Source organism: Aureimonas glaciei (assembly GCF_014643375.1).
GTDB lineage: Bacteria > Pseudomonadota > Alphaproteobacteria > Rhizobiales > Rhizobiaceae > Plantimonas > Plantimonas glaciei.
In genome coordinates this window covers 118,904-137,078 of the sequence record NZ_BMJJ01000006.1, presented here as the reverse complement: position 1 = coordinate 137,078, position 18,175 = coordinate 118,904, and the positions used below count along the sequence as shown (strand labels likewise).

16 protein-coding genes are annotated in these 18,175 nt (G+C 68.7%); 14 read left to right on the top strand and 2 right to left on the bottom strand.

Annotated features, from left to right (window positions below):
• The first annotated feature begins 63 nt into the window (after positions 1–63).
• From IEX88_RS13740 to apnL, 6 genes are read left to right on the top strand one after another with little or no spacing between them, the layout of a single operon-like run.
• On the top strand, positions 64–714 hold the full coding sequence (locus tag IEX88_RS13740) for a DUF2291 family protein (protein ID WP_188851572.1): 651 nt from the start codon (positions 64–66) through the stop codon (positions 712–714).
• Entirely contained in the window at positions 711–2,288 is a 1,578-nt protein-coding gene (locus tag IEX88_RS13735) for a sugar ABC transporter ATP-binding protein (RefSeq protein WP_188851570.1), read from the top strand. Before IEX88_RS13740 ends, IEX88_RS13735 begins: the two co-directional genes overlap by 4 nt.
• Positions 2,285–3,352, top strand: a complete 1,068-nt coding sequence (locus tag IEX88_RS13730) for an ABC transporter permease (protein ID WP_210319278.1) — start codon at positions 2,285–2,287, stop codon at positions 3,350–3,352. The genes IEX88_RS13735 and IEX88_RS13730 overlap by 4 nt, the downstream gene beginning before the upstream one ends.
• A 46-nt stretch (positions 3,353–3,398) precedes the next feature.
• Positions 3,399–4,226 carry a phosphogluconate dehydrogenase C-terminal domain-containing protein gene (locus IEX88_RS13725; protein ID WP_188851568.1) on the top strand — a complete coding sequence of 276 codons (828 nt, stop codon included), beginning with the start codon at positions 3,399–3,401 and terminating at the stop codon, positions 4,224–4,226.
• Positions 4,227–4,247: 21 nt separating this feature from the next.
• Positions 4,248–5,279 carry a Gfo/Idh/MocA family protein gene (locus IEX88_RS13720; RefSeq protein WP_188851566.1) on the top strand — a complete coding sequence of 344 codons (1,032 nt, stop codon included), beginning with the start codon at positions 4,248–4,250 and terminating at the stop codon, positions 5,277–5,279.
• A gap of 17 nt (positions 5,280–5,296) precedes the next feature.
• Positions 5,297–7,240 carry a D-apionate lactonase gene (gene apnL, locus IEX88_RS13715; protein ID WP_188851564.1) on the top strand — a complete coding sequence of 648 codons (1,944 nt, stop codon included), beginning with the start codon at positions 5,297–5,299 and terminating at the stop codon, positions 7,238–7,240.
• A gap of 56 nt (positions 7,241–7,296) precedes the next feature.
• On the opposite strand, the gene IEX88_RS13710 is transcribed toward apnL, so the two are convergent.
• Positions 7,297–8,010, bottom strand: a complete 714-nt coding sequence (locus tag IEX88_RS13710; protein ID WP_188851883.1) for a transcriptional regulator NanR — start codon at positions 8,008–8,010, stop codon at positions 7,297–7,299.
• Between the two features lie 200 nt (positions 8,011–8,210).
• On the opposite strand from IEX88_RS13710, the gene oiaX reads away from it, so the two are divergent.
• From oiaX to IEX88_RS13680, 6 genes are all read left to right on the top strand, one after another.
• A complete protein-coding gene (oiaX, locus tag IEX88_RS13705) occupies positions 8,211–9,488 on the top strand; it encodes a 3-oxo-isoapionate-4-phosphate decarboxylase OiaX (protein ID WP_188851562.1) in 1,278 nt (425 codons plus the stop codon).
• Complete coding sequence (locus tag IEX88_RS13700) at positions 9,488–10,855, top strand: four-carbon acid sugar kinase family protein (protein WP_188851560.1); 1,368 nt, start codon at positions 9,488–9,490, stop codon at positions 10,853–10,855. Before oiaX ends, IEX88_RS13700 begins: the two co-directional genes overlap by 1 nt.
• A gap of 141 nt (positions 10,856–10,996) precedes the next feature.
• A complete protein-coding gene (locus IEX88_RS13695; protein WP_188851558.1) occupies positions 10,997–12,484 on the top strand; it encodes a 6-hydroxynicotinate reductase in 1,488 nt (495 codons plus the stop codon).
• Between the two features lie 14 nt (positions 12,485–12,498).
• Positions 12,499–13,359: a UPF0280 family protein gene (locus IEX88_RS13690; protein ID WP_188851556.1), complete on the top strand. Its 861-nt coding sequence runs from the start codon at positions 12,499–12,501 to the stop codon at positions 13,357–13,359.
• Positions 13,360–13,371: 12 nt separating this feature from the next.
• A complete protein-coding gene (locus tag IEX88_RS13685; protein ID WP_188851554.1) occupies positions 13,372–13,956 on the top strand; it encodes an amino acid synthesis family protein in 585 nt (194 codons plus the stop codon).
• A complete protein-coding gene (locus IEX88_RS13680; protein ID WP_188851552.1) occupies positions 13,953–14,537 on the top strand; it encodes an amino acid synthesis family protein in 585 nt (194 codons plus the stop codon). The genes IEX88_RS13685 and IEX88_RS13680 overlap by 4 nt, the downstream gene beginning before the upstream one ends.
• Positions 14,538–14,746: 209 nt before the next feature.
• Here the strand turns inward: IEX88_RS13680 and IEX88_RS13675 are convergent, their stop codons facing one another.
• A complete protein-coding gene (locus IEX88_RS13675) occupies positions 14,747–15,946 on the bottom strand; it encodes an amidohydrolase family protein (RefSeq protein ID WP_188851549.1) in 1,200 nt (399 codons plus the stop codon).
• Between the two features lie 307 nt (positions 15,947–16,253).
• Here IEX88_RS13675 and IEX88_RS13670 point away from each other — a divergent pair, with 307 nt between their 5' ends.
• Positions 16,254–16,709: a MarR family winged helix-turn-helix transcriptional regulator gene (locus tag IEX88_RS13670; RefSeq protein ID WP_188851540.1), complete on the top strand. Its 456-nt coding sequence runs from the start codon at positions 16,254–16,256 to the stop codon at positions 16,707–16,709.
• A gap of 205 nt (positions 16,710–16,914) precedes the next feature.
• Positions 16,915–18,144: an ABC transporter substrate-binding protein gene (locus tag IEX88_RS13665; RefSeq protein ID WP_188851538.1), complete on the top strand. Its 1,230-nt coding sequence runs from the start codon at positions 16,915–16,917 to the stop codon at positions 18,142–18,144.
• Positions 18,145–18,175: the final 31 nt, after the last annotated feature.

Genomic DNA, 18,175 nt, shown 5'->3' with positions numbered 1-18,175 from the left:
CCGGGCCCTGCCTGCCGCCAGCCTCTGGCCGCGGCTCTTTTCCTGTTTTGCGGAAGGCGCGTCATGACGCGGAAGACGCTGTTTTTCCTGACGCTTGGGCTGGCGGCGCTGACGCTGCCGGGCTGCAAGTTCATCAAGACCGAGGCGCTCGCCCAGCGGGCGGCGGCCGCGGCCAAGCCGACGGCGGCGGCCGATGCGGTCGGCATGTGGAGCGACAAGGTCGTGCCCCACCTCACGGAGAAGGCTGTTCCGATCGCCGACGTCCGGGCGGCGCTCGCGGCCGACTATGCCGAGGCGGGCAAGCAGTACGGCTATCGCGAAAACGCCGAGGGCTCGCCGTTCAATTTCGTCGCCAGGATTGCCGGCACCGTGGTCGAGGCCAACACGACGTCGCGCGCGGCGACCGCCGGCGTCGACACCGACGGCGACGGCAAGGCGGACGTGACGCTGCAGCTCGGCCCCGTCATCAAGGGGACCTCGATCCGCGACGCCCTGCCCTTCGTCTCCTTCACGCAATACACCAACCAAATCGAATTCGCCGGCGTCGCCAAGAGCTTCAACACCGTCGCCTACGACAAGGTGCTGAAGGACGTTTCCCGCGACGGGCTGGTGGGCAAAAAGGTCGAGGCCGTCGGCGTCTTCACGCTGCGCTCCGGCTCCGACAAGATCCTGGTGACCCCCGTCACGCTGCAACTCAGCGGCTCGCCGTCGTGAGCCACGAGATCGTCCTCAGCGTCCGCGGCGCGACAAAGGTCTATCCCGGCACGCTGGCGCTGAAGGGCGTCGACTTCGACGTGCGCGCCGGCGCCGTCAACGTCCTCGTCGGCGAGAACGGCGCGGGCAAGTCGACCCTGATGAAGATCATCGCCGGCGTCGAACAGCCGACGGAGGGCGAGGTCATCCTCGACGGCACGCCGGTGACGCTGAACGGCACTGCGGATGCCGCGCGCCACGGCATCGGCATCGTCTTCCAGGAACTGAACCTCTTCCCCAACATGACGATCGCCGAGAACATTTTCATCGGCCGCGAGAAGACACGGCTGGGCTTCGACATCGATACCAGGGCGCAGAGCGAGGCGGCCCGCCTTTTGATGGAGCGGCTCGAACACGCCAACGGACCGGACACCAAGGTCGGCGACCTCCGGATCGGCGAGCAGCAGATCGTCGAGATCGCGAAAGTGCTGTCGCAGGACGCCCGCATCCTGATCATGGACGAGCCCACATCGGCGCTTTCCGCGGCCGAGGTCGACATCCTCTTCCGCGTCATCGCCGACCTGAAGGCGCAGGGCGTCGCCATCATCTACATCTCGCACCGGCTGGAAGAGCTGGTGCGGATCGGCGACTACATCACCGTGCTGCGCGATGGGCACGTCACCGGCGCGCGCGAGATGGCGGAGGTGGACGTCCCCTGGATCGTCACCGCGATGATCGGGGCGGCGTCGAAGGATTTCGCCAAGACCGTCGACCACGCCTTCGGGCCCGAGATCCTCTCCGTCTCCGACATGACCCTGCCGCGCGCCGCCGGCGGCTTTGCCGTCGACCATGTCAGCCTGTCGCTGCGGGCCGGCGAGATCGTCGGCATCTACGGGCTGATGGGCGCGGGACGCACCGAGCTATTCGACTGCATCATGGGCCGCGAGCCGCTGGCGACCGGCGCCGTGACGCTCGCCGGTGCGCCGCTCACGGAAAAATCCATCCACGGCCGCATCAAGCGCGGCATCGCGCTGATCCCCGAGGACCGCAAGGCGGAAGGGCTCGTCCCGAGCCTCTCGGTCGCCGAGAACACCAGCCTGTCCAGCCTCTCGGCCTTCACGCGGATCTTTCACCTCGACGTGAAGCGGGAGCGCGCCAGCGTCCTCGACTACATCCGCAAGCTCGCGGTGAAAGTCGCCGATCCCGACAACCCGATCCTGTCGCTGTCGGGCGGTAACCAGCAGAAGGTGGTCATCGGCAAGGCGCTGATGACCGGCCCGAAAGTGCTGCTCATGGACGAGCCGAGCCGCGGCATCGACATCGGCGCCAAGGCCGAAGTGTTCCGCGTCATGCGCCAGCTCGCCGCCGACGGCCTCGGCATCCTCTTCGTCACCTCCAATCTCGACGAGGTGATGGAGCTGTCCGACCGCATCATCGTGATGTCCAACGGCCGCATCACCGGCGAGATGCCCCGCAGCGAGGCCACGGAGCAGAAGGTGGTCGCCCTCTCCGCCGTCGGCCACGGCATCTCCGCCCCTGGGTCGCCGCCGACCAGGCCGACCGCTTCCTCCTCGCAACCGGAGCTCGTTCCATGACGGCGAACGCCATGACCGCCGGCGCGCCCGCCCGCGACCTCTCCTTCACCCTCGTGCTCCTGAAGGCGCGCACCTTCATCGCGCTGATCGCTGTGGTGCTGTTCTTCTCGGCGGCGGCGCCGAATTTCCTGTCGACCGCCAATCTCGTGATCATGTCCGAGCACGTGGCGCTGAACGCGTTCCTCGCCATCGGCATGACCTTCGTCATCATCACCGGCGGCATCGACCTCTCCGTCGGCTCGATCGTTGGGCTCTGCGGCATGGTCGCCGGCTATCTCGTCCTCAACGGCGTCGACCTCGGCTTTCTCGGCTACACCGTCTTCTTCAACACCACCGAGATCGTCGTCCTGACGCTCCTCGTCGGTGTGCTCGTGGGGGTCGTCAACGGCCTCCTGATCACCAGGCTCAACGTCGCCCCCTTCATCGCCACGCTCGGCACGCTCTATGTCGCCCGCGGCATGGCGCTGTTGTCGTCGGACGGCGCGACCTTTCCCAATCTCAGCGGCAGCGCCGAATGGGGCACGAACAGCTTTCCCTTCATCGGCGCCGGCTCGCTGTTCGGTATTCCGGTCTCGATCTGCGCCCTCATCGTCGTCGGCGTCGGTGCGGCCTATCTCGCGGCCCGCACGCCGCTCGGCCGGCACATCTACGCCGTCGGCGGCAATGAGCGTGCCGCGGCCCTCTCGGGCATCCAGGTCAACCGGACAAAGATGTTCGTCTACATGTTCTCCGGCTTCTGCGCGGCGATCGTCGGGCTGATCATCGCCTCGCAGCTCGTCGCCTCGCATCCCGCGACCGGCGAGACCTTCGAGCTCAACGCCATCGCTGCGGCCGTGCTCGGCGGCACCTCGATGTCGGGCGGACGCGGCCGCATCGGCGGCACCATCGTCGGCGCCTTCGTGATCGGCATCCTGTCGGACGGCCTGGTGATGATGGGCGTCTCAAGCTTCTGGCAGACGGTGATCAAGGGTCTCGTGATCATCGCCGCCGTCGTCGTCGACCAGTTCCAGCAGCGCCTGCAGCAGAAGATCGCCTTGCAGCGCCAGGCCGCTCTCGGCCGCTGAGTCCCTCCCGAGACACACACTGTCCAAGCAGCAGAAGGAATATGCCATGACCTCGGTCGCACTGTTCGGAGCCGGCGGAAAGATGGGCTACCGCCTCGCCAGCAACCTCAAGGGCTCGCGCTTCGACGTCCGCCATGTCGAGCTCGGCGAAGCCGGCCGCACCCGCCTGAAGGACGGCCTCGGCTTCGACTGTGTCTCCGACGAGGTCGCCCTCGACGGGGCGGAGGTGGTGATCCTCGCGGTGCCGGACACGCTGATCGGCAAGGTCGCCACCAGCCTCGGCCCGAAGCTGAAGGCCGGCACCATCGTCGTTATCCTCGACGCCGCCGCGCCCTTCGCCGGGCACCTTCCGCAGCGTCCGGACCTCACCTATTTCGTCACTCATCCCTGCCATCCCCCTATCTTCAATGACGAAACCGAGATGGCGGCCAAGCGCGACTTCTTCGGCGGCGTCGCCGCCAAGCAGCACATCGTCTCGGCGCTGATGCAGGGTCCCGACGCACATTTCGCCCTCGGCGAAGAGGTCGCCAAGGTCATCTGGGCGCCGGTCATGCGCTCGCACCGCATCACCGTCGAGCAGATGGCGCTGCTCGAGCCCGGCCTGTCGGAAACCGTCTGCGCCAGCCTTTTGGCCGTCATGCGCGAGGCGATGGACGAGGTCGTCACCCGCGGCGTGCCGAAGGAGGCCGCCCGCGATTTTCTGCTCGGCCACATGAATGTGCTCGGCGCCGTCATCTTCGAGGAGACGCCGGGCGTCTTCTCCGATGCCTGCAACAAGGCGATCGAGTTCGGCAAGCCGATGCTGATGAAGGATGACTGGAAGCGCGTCTTCGAGCCGCAGGAGCTCGCCGACTCGATCCGGCGGATCACCTGAGCGACAGCGGGGGAGCCTGACATGGGCGAGTTCCGGGGCGCGGTGATCGGCTGCGGGTTCTTTGCGGTCAACCAGATGCATGCCTGGCGCGATGCGGCGGGAGGCGGGATCGTCGCGATCTGCGATCTGGATCCCGCGCGGCTCGCCGCAGTCGGCAACGAATTCGGCATCGCCGCACGCTACGACGATGCGGCGGAAATGCTGGATGAGGTGAAGCCGGACTTCGTCGACATCGCGACGACGGTGAAAAGCCACCGGCCGCTGGTCGAACTCGCCCTCGCCCGCGGCATTCCGGTGATCTGCCAAAAGCCTTTCGCGTCGGATATGGCCGACGCCCGGGCCATGGTTGAAGCCGCCGAGAAAGCCGGCGTGCCGCTGATGGTGCACGAGAATTTCCGCTGGCAGACGCCGATCCAGGCGGTGCGCGCCGTGCTCGACACGGGTGAGATCGGCACGCCCTTCTTCGGCCGGGTGTCGTTCCGCTCGGCCTATGACGTCTATGCCGGCCAGCCCTATCTCGCCGAGGGCGAGCGCTTCATCATCGAGGATCTTGGCATCCACGCCCTCGACACCGCCCGCTTCCTGTTCGGCGAAGCGACGGCGATCACCGCGCGCACCCAGCGGGTCAATCCTCGCATTCGCGGCGAGGACGTCGCGACCATGATGCTCGGCCACGCCTCGGGCATGACGAGCGTCGTCGACTGTTCCTATGCCACCCGCGCCGAGGCCGAGCTGTTTCCGCAAACGCTGGTCGACATCGACGGAGCCGACGGTTCGCTTCGGCTCGGCGCCGACTACCGTCTGACGGTGACCGGCGCCGCCGGCTCCCGGCACGCCGACGTGTCGCCGGTGCTGCTGCCCTGGGCGAGCCGTCCCTGGCACAATATCCAGGAGAGCGTGCTCACCATCCAGCAGCACTGGATCGACTGCCTGCGCGAGAACCGCGAGCCCGCGACGTCGGGGCGCGACAACCTCTCGACGCTGGCGCTGGTCGAAGCGGCCTATCGCAGCGCCGGCGACGGCGGGGCGACGGTCGACCCGCGGTCGCTGTGAACAGGGAGAGTGCCGGCATGGACGCAGCCGATCGCCAAAAGCTCTTCGGCACGGCGGAGCCCCTGCCCGAGATCTACCGTTTGCGGGCGGGCACCCTGGAGGCCGAGCTCATCGGCGGCAATCTGCGCGCTGTCCGCTTTGCCGGGCACGAAGTGCTGCGCACCGTGGCCTATGTCGTGCGCGACCGCGACTGGGGCACCTATGCCCCGGCGGTGGAGATCGTCTCGCTGGAGGAGACGGAATTCGATTTCACGGTGCGGACGCGGAGCGTCTGCCGCGCCACAGACGGGTCGGAGTTGCATGCCGAGGCCGAGATCACCGGCGATGCCAGTGGCCGGCTGACCTTCACCGTCACCGCCGAGCCCCGGGGCGATTTCGAGACCAACCGCTGCGGCTTCTGCGTGCTGCATCCGATCGACGGCGTTGCCGGACAGCCCGTCGAGGTGACCCACACCGACGGCACGGTAGAGCAGGCCTGCTTTCCGGACCTCATCGCGCCCTGGCAGCCGTTCAAGGACATCCGCGCCCTCCGCCACGAAATCGCGCCCGGCGTCTTCGCCACCTGCCACCTGGAGGGCGACGCCTTCGAGATGGAGGACCAGCGCGCCTGGTCCGACGCCTCGTTCAAGACCTATGTGCGGCCGCTGGCCCTGCCCTGGCCCTATGTCCTGCCGGCGGGCCAGCCGTTCACGCAGAGCGTGACGCTCAGTCTGGCGGGCGACGTCGCGGGTCTGGAGACGCGGGCCATCGCGCCGGCGAGTGCCTCGCCCGTCCGGGTGCAACTGACGCTCGGCGAAAACCTCGGCGAGGCCATGCCGGCGATCGGCGTCGTGATCGCCGCCGAGGACGCCCGCGCGATCCTCGCTTATCCCGCGACACTTCACGATCTTGCGCCTCAGTCGCTGCTGTTTTCCTACGATCCGCTGGCGGGCGATGGGGTGGACGATCTCCAGCGCTTCGCCGCGATCGCCGCGCTCCAACCTTCGGCAAGAGCCGTGCTGGAATGCATCCTGCCCGCCCGCGACGGCGTCAGGGCGGAAGTTTCAGCCGCCGCCGCCGCCGTCGAGCGCGCCGGGCTCCGGCTGGACGCCGTCACCGTCGGCCCCGCCGTCGATCGCCAGTCGACGCCGCCCGGCAGCCCCTGGCCGGCCTGTCCGCCGCTTGCGGAGATCTATGCCGAGGCGCGAAACGCCTTTCCCGGCGTCCGTCTCGGCGGCGGCATGTTCAGTTTTTTTACCGAACTGAACCGCAAGCGCCCGCCCGTGGCGCTGCTCGACTACGTCACCCATGCGACGTGCCCGATCGTCCATGCTGCCGACGACCGCAGCGTCATGGAGACGCTGGAGGCGATCCCCTTCATCACCCGCTCGACCCGGGCGATCATCGGCAAGGCCCCCTACCATCTCGGCCCGACGACCATCGGCATGCGCCAGAACCCCTACGGCTCGCGCACCATGCCGAACCCGGACGGGCGACGCATCGCCATGGCCGGCGACGATTCGCGCCAGCGTGGCCTGTTCGGCGCGGCCTGGCTCGTCGGCTATGCCGCGCGGCTGGCCGGCGCCGGCATCGAGACCTGGACGGCGGGCGCGCTGGCCGGTCCGCGCGGCCAGTGGCTGGATACCGAGAAACCCGAGGCGGGCGTCGTGCCCGCTTTCCACGTGCTGCGGGGCATGGCGCAACTCGCCGGCTGCCGGCGGATCGCGTTCGCCTCGTCCGACGCTTCGCGCGTCGACGGCTTTGCCGCGGTGACATGGCATGGCGAAACGGTGCTTTGGATCGCCAATCTCGGGCCGGAGGAAACCGTCGTCGCTCTGCCCGAGGGGGGCTGGCGCGGCTTCGTTCTGGGTCTCAGTGATCTCGACGCGGCGGCAGCCGGGCGTCTGCTGGATGAGGCCGACCGCGCCTCGCCGCTGACGCTGCCCGCCTACGGCGTGGCGCGGCTGACGGGCCTGGCATGAACACGGTAGGCCGCCTGTCCACTGGCCCAATCCCGCCCTTGCCGTGCCGGTGGCCCTCAGGCCGACTGGTGGACGTAGAGCGCGCTCGACCGCTGGAGATGGCGCACCATGGCGGCCTCGGCCGCGACCGCATCGCCCGCCGCAATGGCGTCCACAATCTCGACATGCTCGGCGAGCGTCAGGTTTTCCTTGCCCGTCCAGATCAGCATTTCCGTGTGGTAGGTCTTCAGCCAGCCCAGCATGGCCTCGGCCACCGCTTCGAAGATCGGGTTGCGGGGGATGGCAGCAATACGCGTGTGAAAGCGCATGTCGGCCGCGATGAAGGCGTCGGCGTCGCCGAGCGCCGCGCGCTGGACGTCGATGAGCGCGCGCAGCGCCGCGACGTCTGCCGCCTCGGCCCGCTCGGCCGCCTGCTGCACCAGCCCGCGCTCGAAGAAGAGGCGCGCTTCCTTCAAATGGCTCAGCGAATCCGGCGAGGTCGAGAGCATGATCTGCGCGGCGGCATCGACTTGGCCGAACAGCGATTTCGGCGTCAGCATCATCACCTTGGCGCGCTCGCCATGCGAGATGGTGAGAAGCCCGATATTGCTCAGCGCCTGCATCGCCTCGCGAATCGCCGGCCGCCCGACGCCGAACCGCTCCATCAGTTCGCGCTCCGACGGCATCTGGTCGCCCGGCCTCAGATCCCCCAGCGTAATCATCGACTTCAGCCGGTCGTAGACCTCGCTCGAGAGTTTTCGCCTAACGATCGGTTCGGAGGGTGTCGACATCATCTGGTTCTCGCTATGCCCGGGCGGAAAATAGGGACAGTGGACACGGCTGTCACCGGCCTGCTCTCGTCATCATACCAGCCCGACGCTTTCGATCGGAGGATGATCGGGCTCCCGCCCTTCCGGTGGCGGGGCTGGCGAAGCCCTTCACCGTTGCGGTCTTTGCACCGCGACCGCCGCAACCAGCCGAGATCGTCCTGATGTCAGACACCATCGTCGTTACCTATCGCATCGAGACACCGGGTGATCCCAAACGCCTTGCCGCCAAGATCGCCAGCGACCAGTCGACCGGGACCTTCGTCGACCTGCCGGGCGAGACGCCCGAGCTGAAGGCGCGGGTGGCGGCGCGCGTCCTGGATGTCCGGCAACTCTCCCCGGTCGCCGAGCCCGGCTTCGGCCGCGACCATCCCGGCCTCGCCCATGCGGCGCTGTTCAACCGCGCAGAGGCAGACATCGCCTTTCCGCTGGAGGCCATCGGTACTGATCTGGCGGCGCTGATGACCATCGCCATCTCCGGCGTCTATTCCATCCGCGAGTTCAGCGGCGTGCGGGTCACCGGGCTGAAGCTGCCCGACGCCTTCAAGGACGCCCATCCCGGCCCGCAGTTCGGCATCGCGGGCAGCCGGCGCCTCACCGGCGTGTACGGCCGTCCGATCATCGGCTCGATCGTCAAGCCGGCGCTGGGGCTTCGGCCGCACGAGACCGCCGAAATTGTGCGCGGCCTCGTCGAGGCCGGCGTCGATTTCATCAAGGACGACGAGAAGCTGATGAGCCCGGCCTATTCCAGCCTTGCCGACCGCGTCGCCGCGATCATGCCGATCGTCCTCGACGCCGAGCAGCGGACGGGGCGGAAGGTGATGTACGCCTTCGGCATCTCCGCCGCCGACCCCGAGGTGATGCTGCGCAACCACGACATCGTCGCGGACGCCGGCGGCACTGCCGCGGTCGTCAACATCAACTCCGTCGGCTTCGGCGGCATGTCCTTCCTGCGCAAGCGCTCGCGCCTCGCGCTGCACGCCCACCGCAACGGCTGGGACATCCTCACCCGGCACGCGGCGCTCGGCATGGATTTTTCCGTCTACGAGACACTGTGGCGCCTCCTCGGCGTCGACCAGTTCCAGATCAACGGCATTCGCGCAAAATACTGGGAGCCGGACGAATCCTTCGTGCGCTCCTTCCAGGCGCTGCAGCGGCCCTTGTTCTCGCCCGCCGACCGGCCGCTGCCCGTGGTCTGCTCGGGCCAGTGGGGCGGCCAGGCGCCGGACACTTTTGCGGCCACCGGCGGATCCCTGGACCTCCTGTATCTCTGCGGCGGCGGCGTCGTCAGCCATCCCGACGGGCCGGCGGCGGGGGTGCGCGCCGTCCGCCAGGCCTGGGAGGCGGCGGTGGCCGGCATCGACCTCGCCGTCTATGCCAAAGACCATCCGGAGCTTGCCCGGTCGATCGAAAAGTTCGGCGGCGCCGGGGAGAGCGCGTGATGGCCGTTGAAACCGGGGCCGCCGCGTCCGCCACCGACGACGACCGGGAACGGCTGCTGCTCAGCTACTACGGCGACGATCTCACCGGCTCGACTGACGTGATGGAGGCGCTATCGCTGAAGGGCGTGCCGACCGTGCTCTTCGCCGACATCCCGACGGCCGCTCAGCGGGCCCGCTTTCCCGGCGTGCGCGCGCTCGGCATCGCCGGCACCAGCCGCAGCGAGACACCGGCCTGGATGGACGCGCACCTCACCCCGGTGCTGGGCTGGCTGAAGAGCGAGGACGCCGAGTTCTGCCACTACAAGGTCTGTTCGACCTTCGATTCCAGCCCCGGCATCGGCAGCATCGGCCGGGCGATGGAGATCGGCCGGGCGATCTTCGACCATGCCCCGGTGCCGATCCTCGTCGGCGGCCCGCAGCTGAAACGTTACACCGCCTTCGGCACGCTGTTTGCCGCCTATCGCGGCGAGGTCTTTCGCATCGACCGCCATCCGGTGATGGCGCATCACCCGGTGACGCCGATGGCCGAGGCCGATCTCCGCCGCCACCTCGCTTTGCAGACGTCGCTGGAAATCGGCCTGGTCGACTGCGCCGCTCTCGCGATCGGCCAGGGCGATGCCGCCGTCGACGCGCTGCTGGCGGACTTGCCGGACGCGATCTTCCTCGACGTCCTCGACGCCGCCACGCAAGCGGCGGCCGGACGCCAGCTGCGCCGCCTCGGCGAGCGCGGCAGCCGTTTCGTCGTCGGCTCGTCCGGCGTCGAATACGCCCTCGCCGCCGAATGGGCCGCCGCCGGGCGAATTGCCGGCACGGCCGACTTCGCGCCGCTCGGCGCCGTCGACCGCCTCGTCGTCGTCTCCGGCAGCTGCTCGCCGACCACCGAGCGGCAGATCCGTCACGCGGAGGCTGAAGGTTTCTGCGTCCTCCCGCTCGACCCGCGGGCGTTTTTGACCGGAGACAGCGCTGCCGTCGATACCGTCACGGTGGCGGCCGAGCGGGAACTCGCGGCGGGCCGCAGCGTCATCATCCACACCGCGATGGGGCCGGAGAGCGATCTGGGTTCCGCGCTCGACGGCATCGACGGCGCCCGCCATGCGATCGGCCGCGGCCTCGGCCGCCTGCAGGCGCGGATGGTTCGCTCGGCCGGGCTGAAGCGGGTGGTGATCGCCGGCGGCGATACGTCCAGCCATGCGCTGCGCGAGCTCGGCATCTTCGCCCTGACGGTGCGCCAGCCGTTCCCGCAGACCCCCGGCTCGCCGCTGACCACCGCGTACAGCGACGACGCCGCCTTCGACGGCATCGAGATCGCACTGAAGGGCGGCCAGGTCGGCCATGACGACTATTTCGTCCGGATCAGGACGCCCTGAAGGGTTCCGCCCGGCCGCGCGCTGCCTGCCGGTGTCCGGGACCGCTCAAAGGCTGGACGGCCATGCCGAGTTGACAGCGCCCGGGTCCGGCGTATTGTTAGCATACAAACGTCATGGAAGATGCGGCGGCGGGTGCGATCGATGTCCCTGGAAGAGCAATCCGGCACCCAGCTCGGCGAGGCAAAAGTCCGCTGCGACGCCTGCCCGGTGATGTGCATCATCAAGCTGGGCATGACCGGCGCCTGTGACCGCTACGCCAATTTGGCGGGCGAATTGATCCGAGTCGATCCGCACATTCTGCTCGAGCGCACCGTCTCGAGGGACGGCGAACTCGTGCCCTTCAGCCAGCCCGCCGACTGGGACGGCACGATCCTGCCGCCGCAGCGCTTCGTCACCGCCATCGGCGCCGGCACGACCTATCCCGACTACAAGCCGGCACCCTTCATCGTCTCGTCCGAGGTCGACGGCGTCGACATGGTCACCGTCGTCACCGAAGGCATCTTCAGCTATTGCGGCGTCAAGGTGAAGATCGATACAGACCGCTTCGTCGGCCCGGAGACGAATGCTGTCCGCGTCGAGGGCGAGGTCGTCGGCCACGTCACCACGGGCGAGTACGGCTCGCAGATGCTCTCGCTCGGCGGCGTGCACCACCTCACCGGCGGCTCCAAGAAGGAAGGCCGCGTCGCCTGCCAGGCGCTGCTCGACCTCTGCAACGGCGCAGCCGTCGAAATGCAGGTCGACGGCGGCGCGACGCTGGTGGTCCAGGCCGGCCAGCCGCCGATCGTCAACGGCACGACGGAGCAGCGGATGCGCGTCGGCTGCGGCTCGGCGACGATCGGCATTTTCGCCCGGCAATGGCTGGGCAAGGTCGACGAGGTGGTGGTCGTCGACGACCACATCACCGGCGTCCTCTCCGAGCACCAGGCCGGCAAGCTCCTCGACATCCCGCCGACCGGCATAAGGCTGAAGGGACGCCGCTCGACTCCCGGCCGCTATTTCCAGGTGGCCGAGCCCGGCACCGGCTGGGGCGGCACGAATATCTCCGATCCCCTCGACATCCTCGGTCCCTTCGATCCGAAGACGGCCTTTCCAGGCCTGCGGCTGCTGATGGTATCGACCACGGGCGAGCATTCCGGCTATTACGAGCTCGACGAGAGCCTCGTGCCGGTGGCGAAGGAAATGCCCGCCGATCTCGTCGGGGCGGTCGACAAGATCGCCGAGAACTGCGAGCCGGCAATGTGCACCGTGCTTTTCGTCGGCGGCGCCGGCGGCTCGCTCCGGGCGGGGGTGACCGACAACCCGGTCCGCCTCACCCGCTCGGTCAAAGAGGCGCTGACGAAGGTCACCTCGGGCGGCGCGCCGGTCTATCTCTGGCCGGGCGGCGGCATCACCTTCATGGTCGATGTCACACGCCTGCCCGCCAATGCCTTCGGCTACGTGCCGACGCCGGCCCTTGTCGCGCCGATCGAGTTCACCCTGCGCCTTGATGACTACGAAGCGCTCGGCGGCCATATGGACCATGTCCGCCCGCTCGCCTCGCTCGGAGACACCGGGCGCCGGCAGGTCGCGCCGCACGCGGAGAACCCCTGGCCCTTCGCCCGCGGCCCCGCGGGCAGGCGCCTGAGCTGACGGCGCCGACCGCCATGCGGCGCGGACCCCAGGTGGCGCTTCTGGCCGACGGTCGCCGTCTGCACCTGCAGGACGGGCCGATCGACCTGATCGTCGAGGCCTTTGGCGCTTCGGAGGCTGTCGGCGCGGCCTATCGAGCGGCGGCGCAAAGGCTCGACGGCCTGCTCGACGCGCTGTGCCAGGAGCTGCCACTGCTGCGGGCGCCGGTCAGTCCGGGAAGCGCCCCGCCCGCCGATCCCGTCGGGCGGCGCATGCACGACGCCGTCGCGCTCTATGCGGTGGAAGACTTCATCACGCCGATGGCCGCCGTCGCCGGCGCCGTGGCCGACGCGATCCTCGCCGCCATGGTCGAAGCCGCGCCGCTCGACCGCGCCTATGTCAACAATGGCGGCGACATCGCGCTGCATCTGGGGCTTGGCCAGCGGCTCGCCGCCGGCCTCGTCGGCCGGAGCGAGCGCCCGTCTTTGTTCGGGCGCTGCGAGATCGCCGCAAGCGATCCCGTCCGCGGCATCGCCACCAGCGGCCGCGGCGGCCGCAGCTTCTCACTCGGGATCGCCGACGCCGTGACGATCCTGGCGCGGACCGCCGCCGAGGCCGATGCCGCGGCGACGATCGTCGCCAACGCCGTCGACCTGCCGGGCCATGCCGCGATCACTCGGGTTCCGGCCGCGGACCTGCAGCCGGACAGCGATCTCGGGGAGCGCCTGGTGACGCGCGCCGTCGGCCCGCTGGCCCCGGACGAGATCGACCGGGCCTTGGGCCGGGGACTGGACAGGGCCGAGCGCCTTGTCGGCGCCGGCCTGATCCAGGCCGCCGCCCTTCATCTTGCCGGCCAGACGCTCGTCACCGGCCGCCACGCCATCATCGCCGCCTGAGGGAGAACAGACATGCCGGACATCCTGATGCGCAAGCGCATCCTCGTCGTCGAGGAGATCTTTCACGAGGGCGGCCCGCCGCAGGAGAAGCCTCTGCGCCGCGGCGCGGTGCTGGCGGTGCTGCAGAATCCCTATGCCGGCCGCTATGTCGAGGATCTCATGCCCTTCATGGACGACCTGAAGCCCTTCGGTCTGGAAATGGCACGCACCCTGCTCGCTGCCCTCGGCAACGACCCGCAGGCGATCGAGGGCTATGGCAAGGGCGCCATCATCGGCGCCGGCGGCGAGCTGGAGCACGGCGCGCTCTGGCATGCGCCCGGCGGCTACGCCATGCGCGAACTCCTCGGCGAGGCCCGGGCGATCGTGCCCTCGGCCAAGAAGGTCGGCGGCCCCGGCACGCGGCTCGACGTGCCGATCACCCACATCAACGCCTCGTACGTGCGCAGCCATTTCGACGCGATGGAAGTCGGCCTGTCCGACGGGCCCCGCGCCGACGAGATCGTTTTCGTCCTGGTGATGACCACGGGCGCGCGCATCCACGCCCGCACCGGCGGGCTGAAGGCTTCCGAGATCAAAGGCGAGGACGGACTGCGATGAGCGCAAAGATCCGCAAGATCGTGACAATCACCGAGGAAGTCGCGACCGAAATGGGCCGGCCCGTCGATCCACCCCAGCGGCGCGCGGCCGCCATCGCGGTCATCGCCAATCCCTTCGCGTCCACCTATGCCGAGGACCTCACGCCGCTGATCGACATCGGCGAGGAACTTGGCGCCCTCCTGACGGCTCGCGCCGTCGCCGCTCTCGGCATCGACGGTACCCTCGTCCAGAGCTATGGCAAGGCCGCGGCCGTCGGCGAGAACGGCGAGCTGGAACATGCCGCGGCCATCTTGCACCCGAAGATGGGCGCGCCGGTGCGCGCCGCGCTCGGCGGCGGCGCCGCCCTGGTGCCTTCGTCGAAGAAGCGCTGCGGCGTCGGCGGCACGCTCGACGTGCCACTCGGCCACAAGGATGCGGCCTATGTGCGCAGTCATTTCGACGGCATGGAGATCAGGATTGCCGACGCGCCGCGCGCGGACGAGATCATGGTCGCCATCGTCGTCACCGACGGCGGCCGTCCGCTGCCACGCGTCGGCGGCCTGCAGCACGGGGAAATCAAGGGCGAGGACGGCCTGCGCTGAGGGTGTGGGAGGGCTGCGGGCGGTATCCCCCCCCTCTGCCTGCCGGCATCTCCCCCTCAAGGGGGGAGATCAGGCGCCTTGATGTCTCTGCTTGTTCGGCAACGTCCGAGCGCGTGCGGACACCGTCAACGGCACAGCCGATCTCCCCCCTTGAGGGGGAGATGCCCGGCAGGGCAGAGGGGGGTATCCAGCGCCAAGTTTGACAGGCCTTACCCCGCCACCACGCTCGGCAGCTTCTCCGCCGGCGGCGTGTTGCGGCTGCGGGTGGAGCGGACGATGCCGTCGATGACGGTCATGCCGATGCCCGGCAGGTCGCCGAGCTCGATCGAATGCAGGAAATCGCGCCCGGCCGAATGCTGCGCCCGGTCCATGAAGACGAAGTCGGCGGCGCGGCCGACCTCGATCATCGCCGTATCGAGGGCGCGGATGCGGGCGGTGTTGCCGGTGGCGAAGCAGAAGGCGGTCTCGGCCTTGACGTCGCCGAGCGAGGACAGCATCGAGATCATCCGGATGATGCCGAGCGGCTGCACGCCCGAGCCGGCCGGCCCGTCGGTGCCGAGCATGACGCGGTTCAATTCCCCCATCTCGCTGGCGATCCGAAGCGTATAGAGCGCGGCGCGTTCGTTGCCGTTGTGGACGAGTTCGAGGCCGCGCTTGCAACCCTCGCAGATGCAGCGGATCTCCTTGTCCGGCAGCGCCGTGTGGCCGCCATTGACGTGGCCGATGACGTCGGGATCGACCTCCAGCACAACATCGGCATCGATCAGGCCGGAGCCGGGGATCGACGGGCCGCCGGTGTGGATGGTCGAGTTGAAGCCGTGCTTGCGCGCCCATGCCACCATCTGGCGCCCCGTCGCGCCGTCCTTGACGCCGCCGAGCCCGACCTCGCCGAGAAGCCGCACGCCGGCATCGGCCATTTCCTTGAAATCGGCCTCGACCATGCCGGGCTCGACCACCGGCGCACCGGCCAGGACCTTGACGCCGCTCGGCCGGTAGCCGGTGAAGATGCGCTGGGCATAGATCGCCATCGCCTTCAGGCCGACGATGTCGCGCGGCCGGCCAGGGGTGTGGACCTCGCCGGCCGAGATCATCGTCGTCACGCCGCCGTGGAGGGAGGAGTTGATCCAGTTCAGCTGGCTCTGTCGCGGCGTCCAGTCGCCGGAGACCGGGTGCACGTGGCTGTCGACGAGGCCGGGGGTGACCACCGTGCCGTTCGCGTCGATGACGCTGTCGGCTTTCTCGAGATCGAGGTCGGCGGCCTTGCCGATGGCGGTGATGCGGCCGCCGACGGAAACGATGGTGTCGGCGTCGAGGATCGGCTGGTGGATGTCGCCGGACAGCAGCAGGCCGATGTTGCGGATCACGAGCTTCTGGTCGGCCGCCGCCGTCGGCTGAACGTCATGCGCCATGGTCTTCTCCCCTGCCTCTGTCGGCCCGTCGTCCGGCGCGCCGCCCGCTTCGGGAGGGCGCTTCGGTTATTGGTACACAAATGATCGGGACTGGCAATCGCGATGTTCTCGGCGGCTTTTCCCGCCGAGCCGCGGGACCGCTTGCCGACGTGTGGCGGGCCTGCCGCGGCCCGCTTTCGCCCCTCCGGTCGACGCCATCGTACGGCCGGCGGGGATCGCAAGGTTTCGCCGGCATCCCGCTGCGACGCCGCCGCAGGTCGCGCGACGCCCCCTGTCGCGCGCCCGCTCTCTCGGCATAGACTGCGGCATGGAGAATCGATTGGACGTCAAACCCGGACCGGCCAGCGAGAGCGACGACTACGCCCTCGACGCGCAGATCGGCTTCGTCCTTCGCCAGGTGCAGCAGCGCCATTCCATCCTCTTTGCCGAACTGTTCGGCGGCGATCTCACGCCGACGCAGTGGGCCGTGCTCGCCAAGCTCGGCGAAATCGGCGAGTGTTCGCAGAACCTGCTCGGGCGCTACACCGCGATGGACGTGGCGACCATCAAGGGCGTGGTCCAGCGCCTTTTCGAGCGCGGCCTCCTCGCCCGCCGCCCCGACCCCGACGATCGGCGGCAATTGCTGATCTCGATGTCGCCGGAGGGCAGTGCTTTGTTCAGGCACCACCTGCCGAACGCTGCGCGCGTGACGGAAGCCACGCTCGCGCCCCTCACCGGCGCCGAACGCGAGCGGCTTCTGCGTCTTCTCGCCCGCCTGCGCTAGGCGGAAATCGCCCGGATGCCACCAGCAGAGAATTGCCGCACTGCAAAATATGGCCGACGCCATGCTGCACTGAACAATAAATAGGCGAGGTCAGAAAGTGGCTTGACGAGAGGCACGGCGTCATTCGTATACTAATGGTACGGGCAGCCATCGACCGATCCGAACGTCCGACCCGTCGGGCACCACCGCGCAGATGAGGGCACCTATGTCGAAGACGTTTTCCCTGTCGAAGCTTCTCGCTGGCGTGGCCACGGGCCTCGTCCTCGCCGCCGCGACGCTCGGCGCGACCGCGCCCGCTGCGGTCTCGGCCGAGATCAAGGTCGGCGAGATCAACAGCTATTCCGCCCTGCCCGCGTTCACCGAACCCTACCGCAAGGGCTGGCAGCTGGCGGTCGAGGAGATCAATGCCTCGGGCGGCATCAAGGGCGACGATCTCGTCGTCATTTCCAAGGACGATGGCGGCAAGCCGGGCGGTGCGATCAGTGCGGCCAACGAGCTGGTCTCGCGCGACGGCGTCGTGCTCCTGACTGGCGGCTTCTTCTCCAATCTCGGCCTCGCCATCTCCGACTTCGCCAAGCAGAAGAAGGTCTTCTACCTCGCCGGCGAGCCGCTGACGGACGCCATCACCTGGAGCCAGGGCAACAAGTACACCTTCCGCCTGCGCCCCTCGAACTACATGCAGGCGGCCATGCTCGCCGAAGAGGCGGCGAAACTCCCGGCCAAGCGCTGGGCGACGATCGCGCCGAACTACGAATACGGCCAGTCCGCCGTCGCTATCTTCAAGCAGCTCCTGCAGAAGGCCCGGCCGGACGTCGAGTTCGTCACGGAGCAGTGGCCGCCGCAGGGCAAGATCGATGCGGGCGCCGTCTCCCAGGCGATCGCTTCGGCCAAGCCCGAGGCCATTCTCAACGTCACCTTCGGCGCCGATCTCGTCCAGCTGGTGCGCGAGGGCACGACGCGCGGCCTGTTCAAGGACGTCTCCGTCGTCAGCTTCCTCACCGGCGAGCCGGAATATCTCGACCCGATGAAGGGCGAGGCGCCGGTCGGCTGGATCGTCACCGGCTATCCCTGGTACGCCATCGAGACGCCCGCCCATGATGCCTTCGTGAAGGCCTATCAGGCGAAGTTCGACGATTATCCGCGCCTCGGCTCGGTCGTCGGCTATGCCGAGATGATGATGATCGCCGCCATCCTGAAAAAGGCCGAGACGACCGAGGCCGACGATCTGGTGGCCGCGGCCGAAGGCATCACGGTCGACTCGCCTTTCGGGCCGATCGAGATGCGCGCCATCGATCACCAGTCGACGCTCGGCGCCTTCGTCGGCACCACCGCGGTCAAGGACGGCAAGGGCGTGATGGAGAACTTCGGCTATCGCGACGGCGCCGACTACCTGCCGTCCGACGAGGAAGTGAAAAAGCTGCGGCCGCAGGATTGATCCCGGCGCCGGGCCTTAAGCCCGGCCCCCT